Here is a 21211-nt window from a genome sequence, read left to right as displayed (position 1 = left end):
GATCGGTTTCACCCGTGATCGAGAGTCCCGCGTGGGCGGCTTCCCGGGAATCCGCCGGCCGGTCGGGATCCGCTCACCGAAGGGATGAGGCGGAATCAACCGAACGATGGATGACGGCCGGTCAGTGCCGTCGCCAGCCGAGCGTGATGTCCTTTGTGGACAGCCAGTCGCGCAGGTCGTGGCCGTGGGTGGCCAGCCCGTCGACGGTCGTGTGACTGACCCCGAGCGCGCGTTCGCCGTCGGCGGGGGAGAGCAGCCCGCCGGTGACCGCGGCGAGGAGTTCGTCGGTGTCGATCACCTGGACGGATTTCTTGTCCCGCAGGACGAGGTCCAGATAGAGATCGGTGGCGACCCAGACGCCGCCCTCGCGGCGGACGTCGACGACGTCGAGATAGAAGTCCTGATCGCGTTCGTGGCCGGGGTTGAACCAGAAATCGGTGATCCGGAGGCCGAGTTCCGGCAGCAGCCAGGACTCGATGTAGTGGAACTGCCGCCGCCCAGGGGCAGGCCGCGCCATATAGAGGCCGAAGGGCTCTTCGCGGTATTCATCGACGTCCCTCACGACGCCCTTGGGGTCGGTGTTGGTCTTCGCGGCCGGGTCGAAGTACTCGACCTTGGGCGGGTGCAGCGCGGTCATGCGCCCATCTTGGAAGGCGCCGACGCCCGCGAACACCGCCCAACCGGGTGGACGATCACGGTTTCGCGGTTCCGGGGGAGTAGCGCCGCACGGCCGGATAAGGTGCGCTGGTTCCGCCATAAGGGTGAGTGGGAGTCAAAGTATGTTCGGGATCATCAGGCCGTGCCGCCACCGGCTTTCCGCGGGTCTGCACGCGGACTGGCTCGCCCACCTGTGCGGCCTTTGCCTGGCGCTGCGCGACGAACACGGACAACTCGCCCGAATGGTGACGAACTATGACGGCTTGATCATCTCGGCGCTCGTCGAAGCCCAGTCGCCGCGTGCGGAGGGACGGCGCGACGCCGGCCCTTGCCCGCTTCGCGCGATGAAGGGGACGTCGGTCGCGAAGGGCGGCGGAGCCCAGCTCGCGGCGGCGGTCTCCCTGGTGTTGGCGTCGGCCAAGATCAGTGACCACGTCGAGGACCGTGACGGTGCCTTCGCGCGGCGTTCCGTCGCCCTCGCCGCGAGGCGAGTCGCGACGCGATGGGCGGATCAGGGGAGCCGCACGGGCATCCGGGTCGGATTCGACACGGCGGTCCTGACCGAGGCGGTCGACCGGCAGGCCGAGATCGAAAACGCCGTCCGCCTCGGTGATTCGGCCGTCCTCGCCACCGAACCCGCCGAACTGGCGACGGCGGCCGCGTTCGCCCACACCGCCGTGCTGGCGGGCCGCCCGGAGAACGCCGCGCCGCTGGCCGAGGCCGGACGCCTGTTCGGCAGGGCCGCGCATCTGCTCGACGCCGTCGAGGACCTCGCCGAGGACGAGGCCGCCGGCGCGTGGAACCCGCTGACGGCCACCGGGACCGGGCTCGCCGAGGCTCGGCGGCTGTGCGACGACGCCGTGCTCGGCGTCGAACTCGCCCTTCGCGAGGTGAGGTTCGATCAGCCCAAGCTGGTGCACGCGCTGCTGGTGCACGAACTGCGGCAGGCGGTGCGGCGCGCTTTCGGGCACAACCTCACCGGCCACGGCCACGGTCCGCAGCAGCCGCCGCCGGGCTGGATCGGGCCCGGCCCCCAGCCTCAGCAGCACCCCCACCAGCCCTATCCGCCCCAGCAGTACCCGCAGGGCGGCTACCAGCCGCCGCCTCCGCCGCCGGGCGCTCCCGGTGGTGGAGGCCCGCCGCAGGAACCGCCGAAGAAGAAGCGGAAGCACGGCGGCGCCCCGACCGACGGTCAGGGCGGTTGCTGCTGGACGCCGAAGTTCCGGGTGCCCGCTCAGCCGAGGGGGTTCTTCTTCGGTTGCGCGGTGGCGACCTACATGTGCTGTTCGTGCCAGTTCTGCTGCCGGGACCCGTTCCCCGGGGCGTGGAGCGGGAAGCCACACGAGGCCTGGTGCAACAACTGTGACGGTTGTGACTGCTGCAACTGCTGTGACTGTTCCTGCTGATCCGACCAGGCGAAACGAAAACTGTCGGACCCAGCGCCTACTCTTGAGGACGTGGCTTTCGCAACCGAACACCCCGTACTCGCCCACTCGGACCACCGGCCTGTCACCGACATCCCCCGGACCGGCGGCCGGTTCGAGGTCGTCAGTGACTACAAGCCCGCCGGTGACCAGCCGGCGGCCATCGACGAGCTCGAACGCCGGGTCAACGCGGGCGAGAAGGACATCGTCCTGCTCGGCGCCACGGGTACCGGCAAGTCGGCGACGACGGCCTGGCTGATCGAGCGCGTCCAGCGTCCGACGCTGGTGATGGCGCCGAACAAGACGCTGGCCGCGCAGCTGGCGAACGAACTGAGGGAGTTGTTCCCGCACAACGCGGTCGAATACTTCGTCAGCTATTACGACTACTACCAGCCCGAGGCGTACATCGCGCAGACGGACACCTACATCGAGAAGGACTCGTCGATCAACGACGACGTCGAGCGGCTGCGGCACTCGGCGACGATGAACCTGCTGTCGCGGCGCGACGTCATCGTGGTCGCGAGTGTCTCGTGCATCTACGGCCTCGGCACGCCCCAGTCGTATCTGGACCGGTCCTCGAAGCTGAAGGTCGGCGAACAGCTCGACCGGGACGTCTTCCTCCGCGCGCTGGTGGACGTGCAGTACACCCGCAACGACATCGCCTTCGCGCGCGGCACCTTCCGCGCCCGCGGCGACACGGTCGAGATCATCCCGGCGTACGAGGAGCTGGCGATCCGCGTCGAGTTCTTCGGCGACGAGATCGAGAAGCTGTACTACCTGCACCCGCTCACCGGCGACATCGTGAAAGAGGTCGACGAGGTCCGCATCTTCCCGGCCACGCACTACGTCGCGGGCCCGGAGCGGATGGAGAAGGCCATCCACGGCATCGAAGCCGAGCTGGAACAGCGGCTGGCCGAGCTGGAGAAGCAGGGCAAGCTGCTCGAGGCCCAGCGGCTGCGGATGCGCACCGCGTACGACATCGAGATGATGCGCCAGGTCGGCTTCTGCTCCGGGATCGAGAACTATTCGCGGCATATCGACGGCCGCGGCGCGGGGACCGCGCCGGCCACCCTCATCGACTACTTCCCGGACGACTTCCTGCTGGTCATCGACGAATCGCACCAGACCGTCCCGCAGATCGGCGGCATGTACGAAGGCGACATGTCACGGAAGCGGAACCTGGTCGAGTTCGGGTTCCGGCTGCCCAGCGCGGTCGACAACCGGCCGCTGACCTGGGAGGAGTTCAGCGACCGGATCGGGCAGACGGTGTACCTGTCGGCGACGCCGGGGCCGTACGAGATGGGGCAGGCCGGTGGCGAGTTCGTCGAGCAGGTCATCCGGCCCACCGGCCTGATCGACCCGAAGGTGGTCGTGAAGCCCACCGAAGGCCAGATCGACGACCTGGTGCACGAGATCCGCGACCGGGCGGAGAAGGACGAGCGCGTCCTGGTCACCACGCTCACCAAGAAGATGTCCGAGGACCTCACCGACTACCTGCTGGAGCTGGGCATCCGGGTGCGGTACCTGCACTCCGAGGTCGACACGTTGCGCCGGATCGAGCTGCTGCGGCAGCTGCGCGCGGGCGATTACGACGTGCTGGTCGGCATCAACCTGCTCCGTGAAGGTCTCGACCTGCCCGAGGTCTCGCTGGTCGCGATCCTCGACGCGGACAAGGAGGGCTTCCTCCGCAGCGGCACGTCGCTGATCCAGACGATCGGCCGCGCGGCGCGAAACGTGTCGGGCGAGGTGCACATGTACGCGGACAAGATCACCGACTCGATGCAGCACGCCATCGACGAGACCGATCGCCGCCGCGCCAAGCAGGTCGCCTACAACGAGGAGCGCGGTGTCGATCCGCAGCCGCTGCGGAAGAAGATCGCCGACATCCTCGACCGCGTTTACAGCGAAGCCGAGGACACGGAATCCGTCGCCGTCGGCGGTTCGGGCCGGAACGCCTCACGCGGCAAGAAGCCTGAGCAGGGCGATCGCGTGCGCAGCTCCGGGATGCTCGCCGACAAGAACGTCGCCGGGATGCCGCGCGCCGAACTGGCCGACCTCATCCAGCAGATGACCGACCAGATGATGCAGGCCGCACGCGACCTGCAGTTCGAACTGGCCGCCCGGCTGCGTGACGAGGTCTCCGACCTCAAGAAGGAACTGCGCGGGATGGACGCGGCCGGCATCAAGTAGCCGCACGGCTCGTGAGTGGTAGGGACGGTTAGGGCCAGATGTCTTAGGTATCTACGTGGTTGAGGCTGCGGTTGATGCCGGGCCCGGTCCGTGAAGGTCTCCAGTCGGGCGCTCACGTGAGTTTTCGCGATCGCGGGGATGTCGTGAAGGGTCTCTTTGAGACGTTGAAGGTCTCAAAGGGACCCTTCACGACATGAGAGTTCGACGTCGGGCGGTCGGGAGCGCTGAAGTAGCCGCCCGCTCCTCCTCGTGTCTCGTGGGTGGCGATTCGAGTTCAGGTGTTTACGGCGGGTGGACCGGGTTCACGGCCCGGCTGCCGCGGGCTGGCCGGAACGCCACCGTGAGCCTTGGCCGCTACAACGACAGCGCGTGAAGCCCAGTACATGAAGGACCCCTTCCTTGCGCCTAGCGCAGTGAAGGGGTCCTTCATGTACTTCAAACCTGGCATCACGCAAGAAGCGCCGCAGGTCACGCAGTAGGTACCTACGAGGAGGCTCGCCAGAACCGTCCCTGTCACTCACGAGACTTGACCGGCGATGTCACGTGACTGACCGGCCGACACGCGTGATCCGGCGGACGACACGTGTGACTGGACGGACGACACGACCGCGGCAGGGTTTCGCCACGAGTCGTCTGTCCGATCACGCGTGTCGTCCGTCTGATCACGCGTGTCGTCCGTCCAGTCACGCGAAACCGCCGCCCGCGCACCGGCAGTAGGTACCTAAGCCACCTTGGTTCTAACCGTCCTTACCGCTCACGACGGCCGGTCAGAGGCGGCGGCGTTCCAGCATGGTCAGGTCGGCGTCGAAGTCCGGGAAGCCGGCGGGCGCCGAACGGGTGGTCACGCCGGGCGAAACCGGAGGCAGTCCGGCCCAGCGCCGTACGGTGTTCGTCGCCTCCGCGGCCTGAGCCGCGGGAAGCTGCGAGATCCGGGCGCCGTGGTTCCCGCCCTCCACCGTGTAGCTGTAGGAATCCTTCGTGCCGAAGCCGAGCCGGAACGGTTCGGCACCCCACGGGTCGTTCCCGCCGTAGACGAACATCAGCCGCTTTCCCTGCGACTTCACCCAGAAGTCGATGTCCGGCATCGCCAGGTGGTCGAACCGCGGGATGTCGACGGACTTCGGCACGAACGTCCGTGACACGTTGGAGCCCGGGTAGCGCAGCAGATCCCGGAGATAGCCTTCATAGGACTCGGGGGCGCCGAGCTGGTAGGAAGCCTGGAAGTAATAGGGGATATAGATTTCGAGGTTCTGGTCGGAGTAGGTGTTGAGACTCTCGACGCGCTCGAACCAGGCGTAGACCTCGGCCGCCGGAGCCCCGGCCTTCGGGATCGCCGCGCAGTCCGCCTGCTTCTGGTACTGCCAGAAGGCGAAGTACGAGTCGATCACCGAGATCTCCAGCGACACATCGGCCGAGCCGACGGTCTTGAACGTGTAGCCGTTCTTGGCCGCGTCGGCGGCGGCGAGTGCCGCGAACTCCGAACGCCGGGTCAGCACGTCACGCTGGATCGCCTTCAGCGCCGAACGGCAGGCCGGATCGTCGCCGACGCCTGCCAGGAACCGGTTGTAGCGATCGTGCGAGTTGATGACGTCGTTGGGTGCGACGTACGGGATCGTCGCGTCGACGTCGTCCGGGAAAAACCTACGGAAGTAGGTCGCCGTCATGCCGCCCTTGCTGCCGCCGGTCGCGAGCCACTTGCCCGGATAGATCCGCTTGAACGCCTCGACGGCGCGGTGCTGGTCGGCGGCGGCCTGCCAGATCGTCAGCTGCTTGCCCCAGTCCGGATGTTCCGGTCGCGAGGGGGTGAAGAACCGGTATTCCATCGACAGCTGGTTGCCGTCGACGAGCTGGGTCGGCTCCGAGCGGTTGGGCGATTGCGAGACGTTGTACCCGCTCGTGTACACCACGGTCGGCGAGCGGAATTCCTTGTGCAGCAAGGTGAATCGCTGCTGGAAGCTGCCGCGGCCGGGCTTGCGGTGGTCGACCGGCTGGGTGTAGGTGAGTTTGAAGAACCGGTACCCGGTCGGCGCCGGATTCTCCGAGACGACGGTCAGGCCGGGGATCCGGCCCAACGCGTCTTTGACGTCCTCGGGTGCCGCCTGCGCGGCCGGGGTGAGCCCGGCCAGTGCGAGAACGGTGATCGCCAGAACCGACCACGCGGCCGTGAGCTTCCGCATCCATGCCCTCCCCATCGGGACCTGTTGAGCGGTCGGATACTCACAGAGTCGCCGCCGGTGGGCAATCGCCTATCCGGTCGAGCCTGAAGATCAGGCCCGGCCGCCGAGCACCCGGTCCACGTAGGCCTTGATGGCCGCGAGCGCTTCGGGGGAGCTCCACAGTTCGAGGACGTGGGCGTCGTCGCCGGTGCGGTGTTCGGCGATCCGCTCGTGGAACGGCCGGTGCAGCTGCGCCTTCGTGTGCGCGTACGCGGCCGCGGGGATCTCGGCGAGCTTCTTGGCCACCTCCACCGCCCGCTCGACGACGTTCTCGGGCGCGGTCACCTCGTTCACCAGGCCGAGCCGGAGCGCGTCCTCGGGAAGGTGTGTTTCGCCGAGGAACGCGAGTTCGGCGAGGACGTCCGCGCCGAACCCGGAGCGCAGGATCTCCAGCGCCGCCAACGGGAACGGCACACCGACCAGCAACTCGGTGATCCCGACCCGGCTCGGACCGTCGGCGAGGATCCGGCGGTCGCAGGCGGCGGCGAGCACCGCCCCGCCGGCGATCGCGTGGCCGTTGACGGCCGCGACCACCGGACCGGGGAAGCCGAACACCGAGAGGAAGGCGTCCGACAGCGCGGGCAGGAAGGCTTCGAGATAGTGCGCGCCGCCGTCGTGCACTCGCCGCAGGTCGACCCCCGCCGAGAAGATGCCGCCGGTACCGGTCAAGACGACACCGCGATACCCGCCGAGCTGTACGTCTTCGAGCCGGAGGGCCAGTTCCTGGCAGAACTCGGTGTCGAGGGTGTTCGCCTTGCCGTGCCGCAGGGTGACGACGGCGATCCCGCCTTCGTCGTCCACTTGGATCGAGGAGGTGACCATGGGCCGACCGTACCGGAGCGGGCGGAGATCTACAGTGGACCCGTTCTCAGTCTGTGTCTCTCAGGCGCGCTTTCGGGTTTCCGCAGCCGGGCAGCGGCCCGCCTCCGCAAACCCGAGGCCTCCGGCCGAAGAGAAACGCGCGCGCGTGCCCTCACCTGACCGGCCAACCCAGTTCGAGGACCCGTTCTCAGTCCGCGAGGCGCACGGTGATGGTCGGGCTGTAGGACCGCTTGCGGTTCCAGCCGGTCTCGGCGCCGATGCTCAGCTGGATGGCCCGGTCCGCGGGCGCCCAGTAGCCGGTGCGGACGAAGTACGCGTCCATCGCGCAGAGCCTGCTGCTGGACTTGCGGTTGCAGATGGTCTCCCAGCCCCACTGCCTGCCGCTCTCCTCGACGCCGTTGCGGCGCACGAACAGATGCGGGTTGCCGATGTCGCGGCAGTAGGCGCTGCCCTCGGAGATGTAGAGGACCCCGTCGATCTTGTAGAACCGCTTGTTGTCGAGGAGTGTCACCTGGCCCGAGACGGCGAAGCCGACCCGGCCGCCCTTGCCGGAGCTCATCGTCCAATCAAGAGAGAATTCCTGGACCGGGATCTCGATCGACTGGGTCATGGCGTGAGTCCCCGCTTTCTTCTCGCGTCGGCACCTTTCACTGAAGATAAGGATTTCCCGGAGGTCTCCGAAGATGAAAGCGAGGTTTTCACCCAATGAGTCGATGATCGGAAAATCGATGTTCTCATGCGCATGAAACACCGGTTACCGGCGCTAATGGGTGAAGGTCGCCACGGCCAGTGAAAACCGGGGCCCACCTGGGAAGAGGTTTTCGTCTTCCCGGTGGACCCCGGTGCTTTTCCGGTGCGGAAACGCTCTCAGCTGGTGATGTCCTTCGTCGCGAACCGGCGGCCGGCGAGGAGGAAGAACACCGTGCCGTACAACGCCGCCGACAACATGCCGTTGGCCATGTTCGTCCAGTCGATGTCGGTCGAGATCAGGTCCATCCACGAGAACGCGAAATGCGTCGGCAGATAGTCTCGCAGCCCTTCGAGGGCGGTGATCTGGTCGAGGATCTGCGAAACGATCGCCACGATCACCGCACCGCCGACGGCGCCCAGCGGGGCGTCGGTGGCGACCGAGAGCAGCATCGCCAGCCCGGCCACCCACGCCAGCTGCAGGATGATGTAGATCGTCGCCAGCCCCATGGCCACGAGGCTGTCGCCGAACGACACCGCGTCGCCGGTCGGGCTGATCGCGTCGCCCGCGCCGTACCAGACGACGCCGACCACCAGCGACACCAGCGGCAACAGGATCAGCGCGACCGCGGAGAGGATGCCGGAGACGATCGCCTTCTGCCGCAGCACCCGATGCCGGGGGACCGGCATCGCGAGCAGGTACTTCAGGCTCGACCACGACGCCTCGCTCGCGATCGTGTCGCCGTAGAACAACGCCACGATCATCGGGAGCAGGAACGTCCCGGAGACGAACAGCGCGAGCACCACGAAGTTCGGCGCGCTCGCGGTGGCGAGGTCGACGAAGCCGCCGCTGCGGCGGTTCGGGTTGGCCTGCCCGATCTCGAACGCGATCACCAGGATGAACGGCAGCAGCGCGACGAACCCGAGCATGAACTGGGTCCGGCGGCGTTTGAGCTGACGTTTCAGTTCGACGCCGAGCCGCAGCGTCCGGTCGGCGCGGTAACCCGCCACCGCCCCGTCCGGCCCGACCTCGGTCGGTTCGTGCGACGCGACCTCGGTCAGCTCCAGCAGTGCCGCCGGATCGGTGTGCACGCCGTGATCCACCCGGGTCGCCGGGCCGGAACCATTGGTCTTACTCACCCTTCGAGTCCTCTCCGACCAGCTGCAGGAACGCGTCTTCCAGACGGCGCCGGGGTCCGGCCTGCTCGACCGCGACGCCGGCCCGCACCAGGGCGGCGACCGCCTCGGCGCGCGCGAAACCGTCGAGATCCGCGTGGACCAGTTCGCCGTCGACGTCGACACCGGAAACACCGCCGACCTTCCGCAGCGCTTCGGCCGCTTCGGCGGGCTTGTCGACGCGGAACGTCGCTTCACCGCTGGACGCGGCCAGTTCGCCGACCTCACCCGAGGCGACCAGCATGCCGCGGTGCATCACGACCACGTGCGTACAGGTCTGCTCGACTTCGGCCAGCAGGTGGCTCGAGACCACCACGGTGCGTCCGGTCGCCGCGTAGCGCTGGAGCACCTCGCGCATCTGGTGGATCTGTGGCGGGTCGAGTCCGTTGGTCGGTTCGTCGAGCACCATGAGCTCCGGCAGGCCGAGCATCGCCTGCGCGATCGCGAGCCGCTGCCGCATGCCCTGGCTGTAGGTGCGGACCCGCCGGTTCACCGCGTCACCGAGCCCGGCGATCTCCAGTGCCTCGGCGAAGTGCGCCTTCTCCCTCGGCCTGCCCGTGCTCGCCCAGTACAGCTCCAGGTTCTCCTTGCCGGACAGATGCGGCAGGAAACCCGAACCCTCCACAAAGGACCCGATCCGGGACAGCACCGGCGCGCCGGGCGCGATCAGGTGGCCGAAGACGCGGATGGTGCCCGCGGTCGGCGTGATGAGCCCCATCAGCATGCGCAGGGTCGTCGTCTTGCCCGCGCCGTTCGGCCCGAGCAGGCCGAGCACCTGGCCGGGTTCGACCCGGAAGGACAGATCCTTCACCGCGACGAAACCGCCCGCGTAGGCCTTGTGGAGACCTTCGATCACCAGCGGCGTCTTCGCCAGGCTCTCGTCGACGTCGTGGGCACGGCGGCGGCGGAACGCGGCGATCACCGTGATCGCGATGCCCGCGAGCAGTGCGCCGCCGATCCCGAGCAGTTGTGCGACGGGAGCCGGCGCACCGACCGAGTTGCCGGGGACGACCGGGACGCCGAGCTGCCCGCCGTCCGCCAGTTCGATGCGGAACACAGCGGGCTCGACCGGTGTCGAGAACGCCTGGTCCGTCGTGCCGACGACCAACCGGAGCGTGTGCCCGGCTTCGAGCGGCCGCACGATGCCCGGCAGGGTCACCGTCACCTCGACCGGACTGCCGTCGGCGGGCAACCCCGAAACGCGGAAGGGTGCGACGGCGTTGGCCGGAAGCGCGCGGACGCCTTCCGAGTTGACGTCGTAGAGCTTCGCGAACAGGACGGCTTCCTTCTGCGGTGCCGCGGCGGACGGGTCCGCGGAGACCCGCAGCCGGACCGTGGACGAACCGGCCACGATCGTCTGCGCGTCGAGCGGCGGCGTCGCGAACTGCGCGGCCTGGCCCGGCGGGTCCAGGCTGAACAGTCCGGACAGCCGGGACGAACCCGCCACCGCCCCGTTCAGTCCGGGGATCCCGCTGACCGCGGCGGGATTCCCTCCGGCGGGCCGGACGACCGGCTGGGCCGGGCCGGCCAAGGTGAACGGCCGCCGTTCGGTGGCTTCGCCGGTGGCTCCCGGGTACGCCGGGGCGGTGACGGTCCGGACCGAAGGGGCGCCGTTGGCCCGCAGGGTCCCCTGGATGTCGTAGCTGAACCCGGTGCCGGGGTCGGTGCCCTGGCCGGTGAGCGAGAACTTGAGGAAGTCGGCGATCTGCGCGCGCAGCTTCTGTCCCGGTTTCCCGCCGTCGTGGCCACCGGTGTACCAGATCGTGCGGACCTTGCCGCCGGCCGCGCTGATCTGCCGGGCGGTCGCGTCGGACTGGTCCAACCCGAACAAGGTGTCGCTTTCGCCCTGCACCAGCAGGGTCGGCACGGTGATCTTGTCCGTCACGGACGCGGGGGAGACGCGGCGGAGCAGGTCGACGGTCTTTTGGCTCGCTTTGCCGGTGGTGGCGAGCTCGGTGTAGGCCTGGCAGACGTCGGCGGTGAACCGTCCACAAGGGTCGGCGGGGCCGGACGGCGGCCGCTGGCCGTTCGGGCCGCCGAGCGGCAGGGACTGCGCCGCGGCAGCCGCCGCGCCCGTGCCCTGTGCCGCGCCGGATTCACTCGTCTCGTCACCGGCTTCCGGGGCGTCGTTCGCGGGGGAGCCGCTCTGCGCCGCGCCGGAACCGGCGGAGAAGAAGATGCCAGCCCACGACTTCTTGAAGACGCCGTCGGCGGTGAACGCGCCGGCGGCCGGGGTGGTGGCGGCCGGCGGCGAGGCCGAGGCGGCGTTCGGGAAGAGTCCCTGCGCGAGATCGTTGTAGGTGATCACCGGCGCGATCGCGTCGACCCGCTTGTCGGTCCCGGCGAGCAGCAGCGAAAGCGCGCCGCCGTACGAAGCGCCGGACACGGCCACCTTCGGGTCGCCGTTCTCGCTGAGGACCTCGGGCCGCGCGGCCAGGCTGTCGATCAGCTTCCTGGCGTCGGCGACCTCACGGTCGGGGTCGTTCAGCGCGATCTTCCCGGTGCTGCGGCCGAAGCCGCGCGCGGACCAGGCGAGCACGACGAAGCCCTTTTCGGCGAGTTCGCGGGCCTCGGTGGCGACACTGTTCTTGTCACCGCCGAAACCGTGGGCGAGCAGGACGGCAGGGGCGGGTGTCTGCTCGGGGAGGTACATGGTCGTGTCGATCTTGACGACTTCGGACGAACCCGGGGTTTCGGGCAGGTCGAGGGTCGCTTCCTGGGTTTTGACCGCGGACGGGGCGGGTTCGCTGTTCGTCCACACGACGGCCGCGGCGGCCAGGACCACCACGACCGCGGCGAGCGCGATGAGCTTCGCGCCTCGCGTACGAGGGAGCGGGATTCGGGGCACGGAATGACCGTATTTCACCGAACCTGAGAGTCGCTTCCCCGGCACACACGGACCACACAAGCGTGACGTTAGGTCGTCACCAGAACGGGTATCCGAGGTGGGAGAAGAGATGGATGTGACGGGAGTTACGCCATCATCTTGGTGACAAGGGCAACCTTAACTGGCGTCATGCGTACAGACAGGTCAAACTAGACCGGCTGTGAGGGGAGTATTCCTTCGCGGCGGTGTCGTCAGCACGGTGGTCTTCATAGGCCCCCGGCACCGTCGGCCGGTTTCACACCGGCGGAAGAGACCTCCGGTTAGTTGCTGCTGTGCACTTTCCGGAGGGTTGGTTACATGTCTGTTCCCCTGTGGCTATGGATCGCCACGGTCGGCGGTCTGCTCGCGTTGATCGCACTCGACCTGGTCATCGTCGATCGCAAGCCGCATGAGGTCACCACGGGCGAAGCCGCCCGGTGGGTCATCTTCTACATCGCCGTCGCCGTCGCGTTCGGCATCGGTGTCTGGGTCTTCGCGGGGCACGACTCGGGTGTCGAGTTCTTCACCGGGTACATCACCGAGTACTCGCTGAGCGTCGACAACCTGTTCATCTTCATGATCATCATGACGTCGTTCAAGGTACCCGCGATCCACCAGCACCGGGTGCTGCTGATCGGCATCCTGCTCGCGCTCGCCATGCGCAGTGTGTTCATCGCCGTGGGCGCCGCGCTGATCGCGCAGTTCGTCTGGGTCTTCTTCCTCTTCGGCGCCATCCTCATCTGGACCGCGATCAGCATGGTCCGCAACAAGGACGAAGAAGAGGAATACGAGGAGAACGCGCTCACCCGCTGGGTACGCAAGCTCTTCCCGGTCACCAACGAGTGGCACGGGCACAAGTCCTTCGTGAAGAAGGACGGCAAGCGCTGGATCACCCCGATGTTCCTGGTGATCGTCGCGATCGGCAGCGCGGACCTGCTGTTCGCCGTCGACTCGATCCCGGCGATCTTCGGCATCACGCAGGAGGCATTCCTGGTCTTCACCGCCAACGCGTTCGCGCTGATGGGCCTGCGCCAGCTGTACTTCCTGCTCGGTGGCCTGGTCACCAAGCTGGTGTACCTGTCCTACGGCCTCGCGGTGATCCTCGCCTTCATCGGCGCCAAGCTGTTCCTGCACGCGCTGCACGAGTACCACGTGGTGCCGGACTGGCTGGACATCAACAACTGGGTCTCGCTGGGCGTCATCGTCGTGGTCCTGACGGTGACCACGGTGGCCAGCCTCTCGAAGGCGAAGAAGCTGGAAGCCGCTGAGCAGGACTCTTCAATCAGTAGTTAGAGCTGCTAAGGATCGGGTACCGTCGGGGCCGTGCGTCCCGTTGACATCGAAGCCCTGACGGTCCCCGGCATCCCCGCGTTGCGCGGCGACCTGCTGCTCACCGCGGTGAGCAGGCCTGATCTGAAGACGAACAGCTACCGCGGCGGCCTGCGCAGGGTCGACCAGGGCGGCGGCGGGGAAGGGCCTTGGACCCACGGGACCAAGGACTCCGCACCCGCCATCTCCCCGGACGGCCGGTGGGTCGCCTTCCTCCGCGCGGGGGAGGGGTCCGGGCGCGCTGCCAAGCCGCAGGTGCACGTGATCCCCGCGGCCGGGGGTGACGCGAAGCGGATCACCGACCTTCCCCTCAGCGCGAGTGCCCCGGTCTGGGCACCCGATTCCCGCCGGATCGCCTTCGTGGCCCGCGTGCCAGAGCCGGGCCGCTACGGCACGGAGAACGCGGACGGCGAAACGCCGGAGCCGGGCGAAGAAGCGCCGCGGCACATCACGAATCTCTTCTACCGGGTCGACGACGCCGGCTTCCTCAACGACCGTCCACAGCGTCTGTTCGTCGTGGACGCGGTCGCCGCGTTGGACGAGGAGGCGCCCGCCGAGCTCACCCCGCTGACCGACGACCGCGCCGACGTCGACCATCCCTCGTGGACGGTCGACGGCGAGCACGTCCTGATCACCGCGCCGCGCGACTGGGCCGCCGAAGACACCGTTCGTACGGACGTCTACGCCGTGCCCGCCGGTGGTGGTGAACCCCGGCTGCTGGTCCGGACCCCAGGCACCGCGGACCGGCCGGTCGTCGCCCCGGACGGTTCGATCCTGTTCTACGGCACCGAATTCCCCGGTCTGGAGGACGTCGCCCGCAACACCGGGCTCTGGCACGCGCCGTGGCCTTCCGGTGCTGAGCCCTCGCCCGCGCGGCGGCTGACCGACGTCGAAACGGTGGACTGCGACAGCGCGGCCAGCCCTCCGGTCGTCCTCGGTGACGAGGTCCTCGTCGTGGTCCGCACCCGTGGCGCCGCCGAACTGCACGCCGTTCCCCTTGACGCCGAGCTCGCCGAGCTGAAGTCGTTGCGCTACCTGGCGGGCGAGCGCGCTGCGGTGAAATCGTTCGCCGTCGACGGCACGCGGATCGTCGCGGTGATCGGGACTCCCGAGAGCTCCGGTGACGTCGTGCTGCTGTCGGACGAGGGCCCCCGCGTGCTCACCGACTACTCGAAGACGTTGCGGGACACCGGGATCCTGCCGCTGGAGGAACTGGACACCACCGCGCCCGACGGCTACCCGGTGCACGGCTGGATCGTCCGGCCCGAGGGCGACGGGCCGCATCCCGTGGTCCTCATGGTCCACGGTGGACCGTTCGCGCCCTACGAATGGAAGGTCTTCGACGAGGCACAGGTGCTCGCGGAAGCGGGCTACGCCGTCGTCCTGGGGAACCCGCGCGGTTCCGCGGGCTACGGCGAAAGCCACGGCCGGAGCATCGTCCACGGCTTCGGCACCGTGGACGCCGACGATCTGCTGGCACTGCTGGACGAAGCGCTGAAGATGTCCAATCTGGACAGTGATCGCGTCGGCGTCATGGGCGGCTCGTACGGCGGTTTCATGACCAGCTGGCTCGCCGCGCACCACGGCGGCCGGTTCCGCGCCGCGTGGAGCGAGCGCGCGGTCAACGCCTGGGACTCGTTCGTCGGCAGTTCCGACATCGGCTGGTTCTTCGCCGGGGGTTACGTCGGCGACGACCTCGACGAGCAGCGCAAGCGCAGCCCGCTGACCTACGCGGGGAAGATCGACATCCCGTTCATGGTCGCGCACTCCGAGCAGGACTGGCGATGCCCGCTGGAGCAGGCGCAGCGGATGTACGTGGCACTGCGGCAGAACGGCGTCCCGGCCGAGTTCCTGCTGTTCCCCGGCGAGGGGCACGAACTCACGCGTTCGGGGCTGCCGCGGCACCGGGTGCAGCGGTTCGACGCCGTACTGGAGTGGTGGGGGCGGCACCTCTGATCTTTCGGTCCCTGTAGTGCAATGAAGGGGCCTTTCATAGCAAAATTTGCTATGAAAGGCCCCTTCATTGCAGTGGGGTCGGCCAGGGGTCTGCAAAGTCGCGTGACCGGGTCTCTGTTGCGAGGCCAGCTTCGCTGGCTCGGTGGCAGGGGACCTTCGCGGTGCGAGTACGGGCTGGTTGACGAAGCCCAGCCACTCCTCGACTATCCACAAAGGATGCCCGCCGGTAGGCGAGTGTCCGATCAGGGCCTATATGTGCGGTTGGGTGAGGGGTCGTGAGTGGCAATGAGGATTCTGGCGAGCGTCCTTTAGGTACCTACTGTGTGACCTGCGACGTTTCTTGCGTGATGCCGGGTTTGAAGTACATGAAGGACCCCTTCCTGTACCTAGGCGCAAGAATGGGGTCCTTCATGTACTGGGGTTCTGCGCGTGAAGGCCCCCTTCCCTGCTCTTCGGCGCTTCCCACGGCCCTTCACGACATACCCACGAACTGCGACAACTCACGCGAGCGCCTGACTGGAGTCCTTCAGGTACTGGGAGAAGGTGTGAAGGTCGAGTTTCCTCGGCTCAGCCGAGGAAAGGGGGCCCTTCACGCGCAGTCGCTGTGACTGCTGGTGTCTGTGGGGCGTACGTGGCGATTACCGAGTCCGAGGCCTGGCATCAACCGCAGCCTCAACCACGTAGGAACCTAAGACATGTTCGGGCTCTAACCCCGAAACACCACTCGCGACCCCCTCTCGAAATCGCGCACCTAGCCCAATTCGGGCACCCGCGTCTCGGGAAGCGTCCTTTGTGGATAGTCAAGGAGGGTCGTGGCTCACTCACGAGTCGCCGCCGTCGAACCTGGCAAGCCATGTTCGACTTGCCCTCAATAGCCGTCATGCGAGTCATGGCCGGCGTCCAAGCAGGTCCGAATCGTCACTCGCCACATACTTGACCACCGAGACCACGAGGGGTCAGCTGAGAAGCGTGTAGTTCAGCTCTTCGCACACCCGGCCCAGCGGGACGTCGAGCCCCGGATGGTCCAGCGGGAGCAGCACGTCCGGCGCGACCGGCAGCGAGTTCCCGGCGGGCGGGTCCCACAGCGCGAGCGCGGGGCCGCCGGAGTCCATGGACGATCGGTACCAGACACCGTCGAGGTCGCCGAAGGCGGCGCGGATGGCACGCGCCCAGGCTTGGGTGATCTTCTTCGGGCCGCTGGAGATCTCCTGTGAGGCGCCGACGCGGGTCGGCCACAGGCCGGCGAGGTCGAGCAGCCGCAGCGTGCGGGTCGGCCGCACGACGACCAGGCGCGGGCCGCGGGATTTGCGGTCGACCGTCGACGTGGTCTGGAAGACCTCCGCGATGCTCGTGCGCACGGTGAGGCCGAAGTACAGGACGCCGTTCCCGGGGTCGGTGACCGGGCGACCGCCGCGACCGGGGGTCTGCGGGTCGAAGCGGCCGTGCGGGAGCGGGCCGCTGTAGCGGAACGAGTTCCACTGCTGGGGGTGGTTGCCGTGCGCGGTGAAGATCCTGACCAGCCTGGTGCCGGGGTGCACCGTCACCACGTCGTTGGTGCGGTGCAGCTCCTTGACCAGGACAGAGCGTGCGGGCGGCAGGGGGAGCCGGGCCATACCTCGGGAGTCGTCCGTCCTTGTCGGGTGATCTTGCTCGGTGGGGTCAGCCTACGGCCTACCCCCGACTGAAATTTTCCGTCGTCGGGCAAAACACCTTAGAACGGCGACCCCAGCATGGCCACCAGCTTGGCGACGTGCTCGGGATCGCCACCGGAGAGGAGCCATTGGCGCGGGGTGGCGGGATGGTCGTTGATCACCAGATCGGCCTGCGGGGTGCTCATGAACGCGGCGACGACGAGCGCGGGCTGGTCCTCGGGGACGGCGCGCAGCACGACCTCCAGGCCGGGCAGCACCCCGGAGCCGGCGAACTGCCAGGCGGGCAAACGCCAGCCCTGGTCCTTCCAGCCGGTGAGCCTGCCCTCCTTCAGACGGTGCCTGATGCGGCTGTCGTCCACGCCGAGTGCTTTCGCCGCCTCCAGCACGCTCAGCGCCGAATCGGCGAGCACGGCGTGCGCGGCGACCGTGCGGGCGCGGAAGTCCGGCTCGGCCTCGTCGCGCGGGGAGAGGTCCAGTCCGACGTCGGTGAGCGCGGCACGCTGGTCTGCCGAGAAATAGTGCGACGGATCGGGGTTCGGTGGGGTCAGCCTCCGCGCCGCGTCCTCGACGAGGGTCAGGAACTCGTTGGCGTCGACCTTGAGGCCCGCCTTGGCGAGAACGTTCTCGAGCGCTATCGACATAGCGCCTAGGGTAACGCGTCTGTGCGGGTTCGTGCGGTCTCATCTCGGTTTCGTGGGGGAATTCACCAGAGATGAACACAGAGTGCACGGAATCAAACACGCGCAGTAGGCAATGTCGCCATAGTCTGCCCGGGTCGGGTGAGCTTGTCCAGGGCTTCGGCTTGACAGGTCGTAAGTAGGAATTTACCGTCCGGAAGGTAAACGATTTCTTCCCACCGCTTCGGAGAACCCGGCTGGTGTGGGGCCGGCTTGGGGGAACAAGGGGGTGGGGCGTTCCTGGGCGGCCGGTGCGAACCGGTCGCCCAGGCACGTCGTGCAGCGGGATCTCCGGTCTCAGTCGCGCCGTGAACTCCGGCGCACGATCAGCTTCGCCTGCAGCGTGGTCGTCGTGGCCTTGCGCGTGCTGTCGCCGATCCGGGCGAGCAGCAGTTCGGCGGCGACCTTGCCCACCTCGTTCGCGGGCTGGGCGACCACCGTCAGCGGCGGGTCGATCAGGGTCGTCCACGGAGCGTCGTCGAACGACACGATCCCCACGTCCTGTCCCGAGCGCAGGCCGCGTGCGGCCAACGCCTCGAGAACACCGATCGCCATCGTGCTGTTGCCGACCAGCAGCGCGTCCGGCGGCTCGGGTTCGTCGAGCAGGCTGAGCGCGGCGAGCCTGCCGCCCTCGGCGCGGAATTCGGCCCGCCGGGTGAGGGCGTTCTCCTCGCCGACGGCGTCGGTGTAGCCCGCCAGCCGGTCTTCGGCCGTGCGCACCCCGGCCGGTCCGCTGACACAGGCGACGCGCCGGTACCCGCCGTCGATCAGGTGTCGCGTGGCGTCGCGGGCGGCCAGCCGGGTGTCGACCAGTACCTGGTCGCCGGTGTTCTTCAGCAGCGGCCGGTCGACGGCGACCACGGGCGTGCCGCGCTCGGTCAGCCGGTCGACGTTGGTGGCCCGGCCGGTGGGGGAGAGCACCACGCCGGCGACCCGCTCCTGGAGGGCGACGTCGATGTAGCGACGCTCCTTCTCCTCGTTGTCGTCGGCGTTGCACAGCACCACCGAATAGCCCGCGGTCTGCGCGATGTCCTCCACGCCGCGGGCGATCGCGGTGAAGAACGGGTTCTCCACGTCGGAGATGATGAGCGCGAGCACCGCGGTCTCCTGACGGCGCAGATTCCTCGCGAGCCCGTTCGGGTGATAGCCCAATTCCGCGGCGGCCGCCTGCACCCGTGCCGCGAGCACCGGGTCCACAGTGGACTTCCCGTTGAGCGTTCTCGACACGGTCGCCGTCGAAACCCCGGCCTTCGCCGCCACGTCGTTGATGGTGGCCACCGTGACCTCCCCTTCTGCAGGTGTGTTGACACCTTCGCACGGGAAGAATAGCTTGGCCGACAATCGTTACCATCCGCTGATCGCGCTACTCGCGCGGAGGAGTGAGGACGTGCCGTGAGGGATCCGGGCCTGGTGCTCGGCATCGACATCGGCACTTCGAGCGCCAAGGGTGTCCTCGTCGATTCCCGGGGCACCGTGGTGGCACGGGCTTCCAAACCGCACGACACTTCCCGGCCCCGGCCAGGCTGGTCCGAACACGACGCCGAAACCGTGTGGTGGCAGGACTTCCTGGCGCTGACAAGAGAACTTTCCGCGGGCGCCGGGGATCATCCCATCATCGGAGTGTCGGTCAGCGGGATCGGGCCGGTGCTGTTGCCTGCCGACGCTTCCGGGAAACCGTTGCGCCCGGCGATCCTTTACGGCGTCGACACCCGCGCATTCGACGAAATCCGCGAACTGAACCGGGAATTCGGCGAAGAATCCATTGTGGAACGCGGCGGGAGCGCACTCGGCTCACAGGCCGTCGGGCCGAAATGGCGCTGGCTCGCCAAGAACGAGCCGGAGGTGTTCGAACGGGCGGAACTCTTCCTGATGGCGAGTTCGTTCCTCGTGCTGCGGCTGACCGGTGAATACGTCCTCGACCACCATTCCGCGAGCCAATGCGACCCGATGTACGACCTGCGCGAGGCCCGCTGGGCGCCGGACCGGGTCGCCGCGATCGCCCCCGGCATCGAGCTGCCCCGGCTCGCGTGGCCGACCGAGGTGGTCGGCTCGGTCACCGCCGAAGCGGCCGCGGAAACCGGCCTGCCGCGAGGAATCCCGGTGACGGCGGGCACGGTGGACGCCTGGGCCGAAGCGACCAGCGTCGGTGTCACCGCGCCCGGGGACACGATGCTCATGTACGGCACCACGATGTTCCTCATCCAGACGCTCGCCGATCCCCGTCCCGCGCCGGGGCTGTGGACGACCCGCGGTGCCTTTCCCGGCACCTATTCGCTCGCGGCGGGGATGGCCACCTCCGGAGCGATCACCGACTGGCTGCGGGACCTTGTCGGCGGCGACTTCGGGGAACTGGCCGCGGCGGCGGGCGAGGTCCCGGCGGGAAGCCGCGGTTTGCTGTTGCTGCCGTACTTCGCGGGAGAACGGACACCCGTGCCGGATCCGGACGCGAGGGGCATCATCGCCGGGCTCACGACTTCCCACGATCGCGCTGATCTGTATCGCGCGGCGCTGGAAGGCACGGCGTACGGGGTGCGGCACAACCTCGAAGCCATGCGGGAAGCCGGTGGCGGCACGCGCCGCTTCGTCGCCGTCGGCGGTGGGACACGGGGCGGTGTGTGGACGCGGATCGTCAGCGACGTCGCGCGGATCGAGCAGGAGATCCCCGCGGAGACCATCGGTGCCGCGTTCGGTGACGCAGTCCTCGCGTCCTTCGCCCTCGGGCGCGAACCGGATATCGAAGCCTGGAACCCCGTCGCCGAGATCGTCCGCCCGAGCGCGGACGCCGATGTCTACGACGAGTTCTACCCGCACTACCGAGCCCTGTACCAGTCCACAGTGGACACCGCTCACTTCCTGGCGCGGAAGAATTCGCTCGCCTTCACCCCGGAGAATTCCCGGCAATCCCGGCTCAAATGAGCTTGATCGGCGTAGCCCGCCGAGTACGCCAGCGAGGCGAGATCCGGCGCCGTTTCCGCGAGGCCGACGGCGCGTTGGAACCGGCTGACGCGCAGGTACGTCGCCGGGCCGTAGCCGACCGCGAGAGTGAACCGCCGCCGCAGCTGCCGTTCGCCGGTGGTGAAGCGCTCCAGCGCGGCCGAAACGCGGGGAACGCCGTTGTCCAGCCTGGCGATCAACGCCGCGACCTCCCGATCGGCTCGGCCTGCCCGGCGTTCCCTGACGACGTCGGTCAGCGAAGCGGCGCCGGAGAGCACTCGCTCGGCCAGCAGTTCGCCTTCCCCGCCCCACAGGTCGCCGAGGGGGACACGCTGATCGCGCAGCTCGTCGGCGCCCAGCCCGAGGACGTCGCCCGCCCTGCCGGGCGTGAACCGTACGCCGCGAGCCTTGGCGCCGGGCTGCGTCTCCCAGGTCCAGGCCGTGGTGTCCGGCCCGGCGACGAAGACCTCGCCGCCGCATTCCACGAGGTCCACGCAGCCGTCGGGCACGATTCGCTTCGGTGCCTCACCCGCGTCCTCCCAGAGGCAGCGCGCCACGCCGCCCAGCTCGCCGGGTGCCGTCGTCTCCCGATACACGGTTGCCATGATGCACCCGGGCTACGACA

General features: G+C 68.3%; 15 protein-coding genes. 5 read left to right on the top strand and 10 right to left on the bottom strand.

Features of this window, described 5'->3' with window-relative positions; genetic code table 11:
• Positions 1 to 121: 121 nt before the first annotated feature.
• Positions 122 to 637: a DUF402 domain-containing protein gene (locus ACIHAO_RS05360; protein WP_396554889.1), complete on the bottom strand. Its 516-nt coding sequence runs from the start codon at positions 635 to 637 to the stop codon at positions 122 to 124.
• Between the two features lie 142 nt (positions 638 to 779).
• Here ACIHAO_RS05360 and ACIHAO_RS05355 point away from each other — a divergent pair, with 142 nt between their 5' ends.
• Both ACIHAO_RS05355 and uvrB read left to right on the top strand, forming a co-directional pair.
• Positions 780 to 2063 carry a DUF5685 family protein gene (locus tag ACIHAO_RS05355; RefSeq protein WP_396554888.1) on the top strand — a complete coding sequence of 428 codons (1284 nt, stop codon included), beginning with the start codon at positions 780 to 782 and terminating at the stop codon, positions 2061 to 2063.
• Positions 2064 to 2114: 51 nt separating this feature from the next.
• Complete coding sequence (uvrB, locus tag ACIHAO_RS05350) at positions 2115 to 4271, top strand: excinuclease ABC subunit UvrB (protein WP_396554887.1); 2157 nt, start codon at positions 2115 to 2117, stop codon at positions 4269 to 4271.
• Between the two features lie 767 nt (positions 4272 to 5038).
• On the opposite strand, the gene ACIHAO_RS05345 is transcribed toward uvrB, so the two are convergent.
• The 5 genes from ACIHAO_RS05345 to ACIHAO_RS05325 form a co-directional block, all read right to left on the bottom strand.
• Complete coding sequence (locus tag ACIHAO_RS05345) at positions 5039 to 6448, bottom strand: S28 family serine protease (protein ID WP_396554886.1); 1410 nt, start codon at positions 6446 to 6448, stop codon at positions 5039 to 5041.
• A gap of 90 nt (positions 6449 to 6538) precedes the next feature.
• Positions 6539 to 7309, bottom strand: a complete 771-nt coding sequence (locus tag ACIHAO_RS05340; protein ID WP_396554885.1) for an enoyl-CoA hydratase/isomerase family protein — start codon at positions 7307 to 7309, stop codon at positions 6539 to 6541.
• Positions 7310 to 7496: 187 nt separating this feature from the next.
• Positions 7497 to 7919 carry a hypothetical protein gene (locus ACIHAO_RS05335; RefSeq protein WP_125783180.1) on the bottom strand — a complete coding sequence of 141 codons (423 nt, stop codon included), beginning with the start codon at positions 7917 to 7919 and terminating at the stop codon, positions 7497 to 7499.
• Positions 7920 to 8176: 257 nt separating this feature from the next.
• Positions 8177 to 9136 carry an ABC transporter permease gene (locus tag ACIHAO_RS05330; protein ID WP_199746595.1) on the bottom strand — a complete coding sequence of 320 codons (960 nt, stop codon included), beginning with the start codon at positions 9134 to 9136 and terminating at the stop codon, positions 8177 to 8179.
• Positions 9129 to 12038 carry an alpha/beta fold hydrolase gene (locus ACIHAO_RS05325; RefSeq protein WP_396554884.1) on the bottom strand — a complete coding sequence of 970 codons (2910 nt, stop codon included), beginning with the start codon at positions 12036 to 12038 and terminating at the stop codon, positions 9129 to 9131. The genes ACIHAO_RS05330 and ACIHAO_RS05325 overlap by 8 nt, the downstream gene beginning before the upstream one ends.
• A gap of 318 nt (positions 12039 to 12356) precedes the next feature.
• On the opposite strand from ACIHAO_RS05325, the gene ACIHAO_RS05320 reads away from it, so the two are divergent.
• Positions 12357 to 13331 carry a TerC family protein gene (locus tag ACIHAO_RS05320; RefSeq protein ID WP_125795347.1) on the top strand — a complete coding sequence of 325 codons (975 nt, stop codon included), beginning with the start codon at positions 12357 to 12359 and terminating at the stop codon, positions 13329 to 13331.
• 30 nt (positions 13332 to 13361) lie between these two features.
• Positions 13362 to 15323, top strand: coding sequence for a S9 family peptidase (locus tag ACIHAO_RS05315; RefSeq protein ID WP_396554883.1), 1962 nt, complete (start codon positions 13362 to 13364; stop codon positions 15321 to 15323).
• Positions 15324 to 16279: 956 nt separating this feature from the next.
• Here the strand turns inward: ACIHAO_RS05315 and ACIHAO_RS05310 are convergent.
• The 3 genes from ACIHAO_RS05310 to ACIHAO_RS05300 all read right to left on the bottom strand — a co-directional run bounded on the left by ACIHAO_RS05310 (position 16280) and on the right by ACIHAO_RS05300 (position 18930).
• Positions 16280 to 16936 carry an RES family NAD+ phosphorylase gene (locus tag ACIHAO_RS05310; protein ID WP_007028108.1) on the bottom strand — a complete coding sequence of 219 codons (657 nt, stop codon included), beginning with the start codon at positions 16934 to 16936 and terminating at the stop codon, positions 16280 to 16282.
• A 98-nt stretch (positions 16937 to 17034) separates the two neighbouring features.
• Complete coding sequence (locus ACIHAO_RS05305) at positions 17035 to 17616, bottom strand: DNA-binding protein (RefSeq protein ID WP_396554882.1); 582 nt, start codon at positions 17614 to 17616, stop codon at positions 17035 to 17037.
• A 333-nt stretch (positions 17617 to 17949) separates the two neighbouring features.
• Positions 17950 to 18930 (bottom strand): LacI family DNA-binding transcriptional regulator, encoded by a 981-nt coding sequence (locus ACIHAO_RS05300; protein WP_396554881.1) that lies wholly within the window; start codon positions 18928 to 18930, stop codon positions 17950 to 17952.
• 114 nt (positions 18931 to 19044) lie between these two features.
• On the opposite strand from ACIHAO_RS05300, the gene ACIHAO_RS05295 reads away from it, so the two are divergent.
• Complete coding sequence (locus tag ACIHAO_RS05295; protein ID WP_396554880.1) at positions 19045 to 20568, top strand: FGGY-family carbohydrate kinase; 1524 nt, start codon at positions 19045 to 19047, stop codon at positions 20566 to 20568.
• Here the strand turns inward: ACIHAO_RS05295 and ACIHAO_RS05290 are convergent.
• Positions 20499 to 21191, bottom strand: a complete 693-nt coding sequence (locus ACIHAO_RS05290; protein WP_396554879.1) for a helix-turn-helix domain-containing protein — start codon at positions 21189 to 21191, stop codon at positions 20499 to 20501. The two genes, ACIHAO_RS05295 and ACIHAO_RS05290, sit on opposite strands and share 70 nt — an antisense overlap.
• Positions 21192 to 21211 lie beyond the last annotated feature (20 nt).

Origin of the sequence: Amycolatopsis sp. NPDC052450, from assembly GCF_044547565.1 — a bacterium.
GTDB lineage: Bacteria > Actinomycetota > Actinomycetes > Mycobacteriales > Pseudonocardiaceae > Amycolatopsis.
The sequence above is the reverse complement of the archived record's forward strand: the minus strand, read 5'-3'. Positions and strand labels throughout refer to the sequence as shown.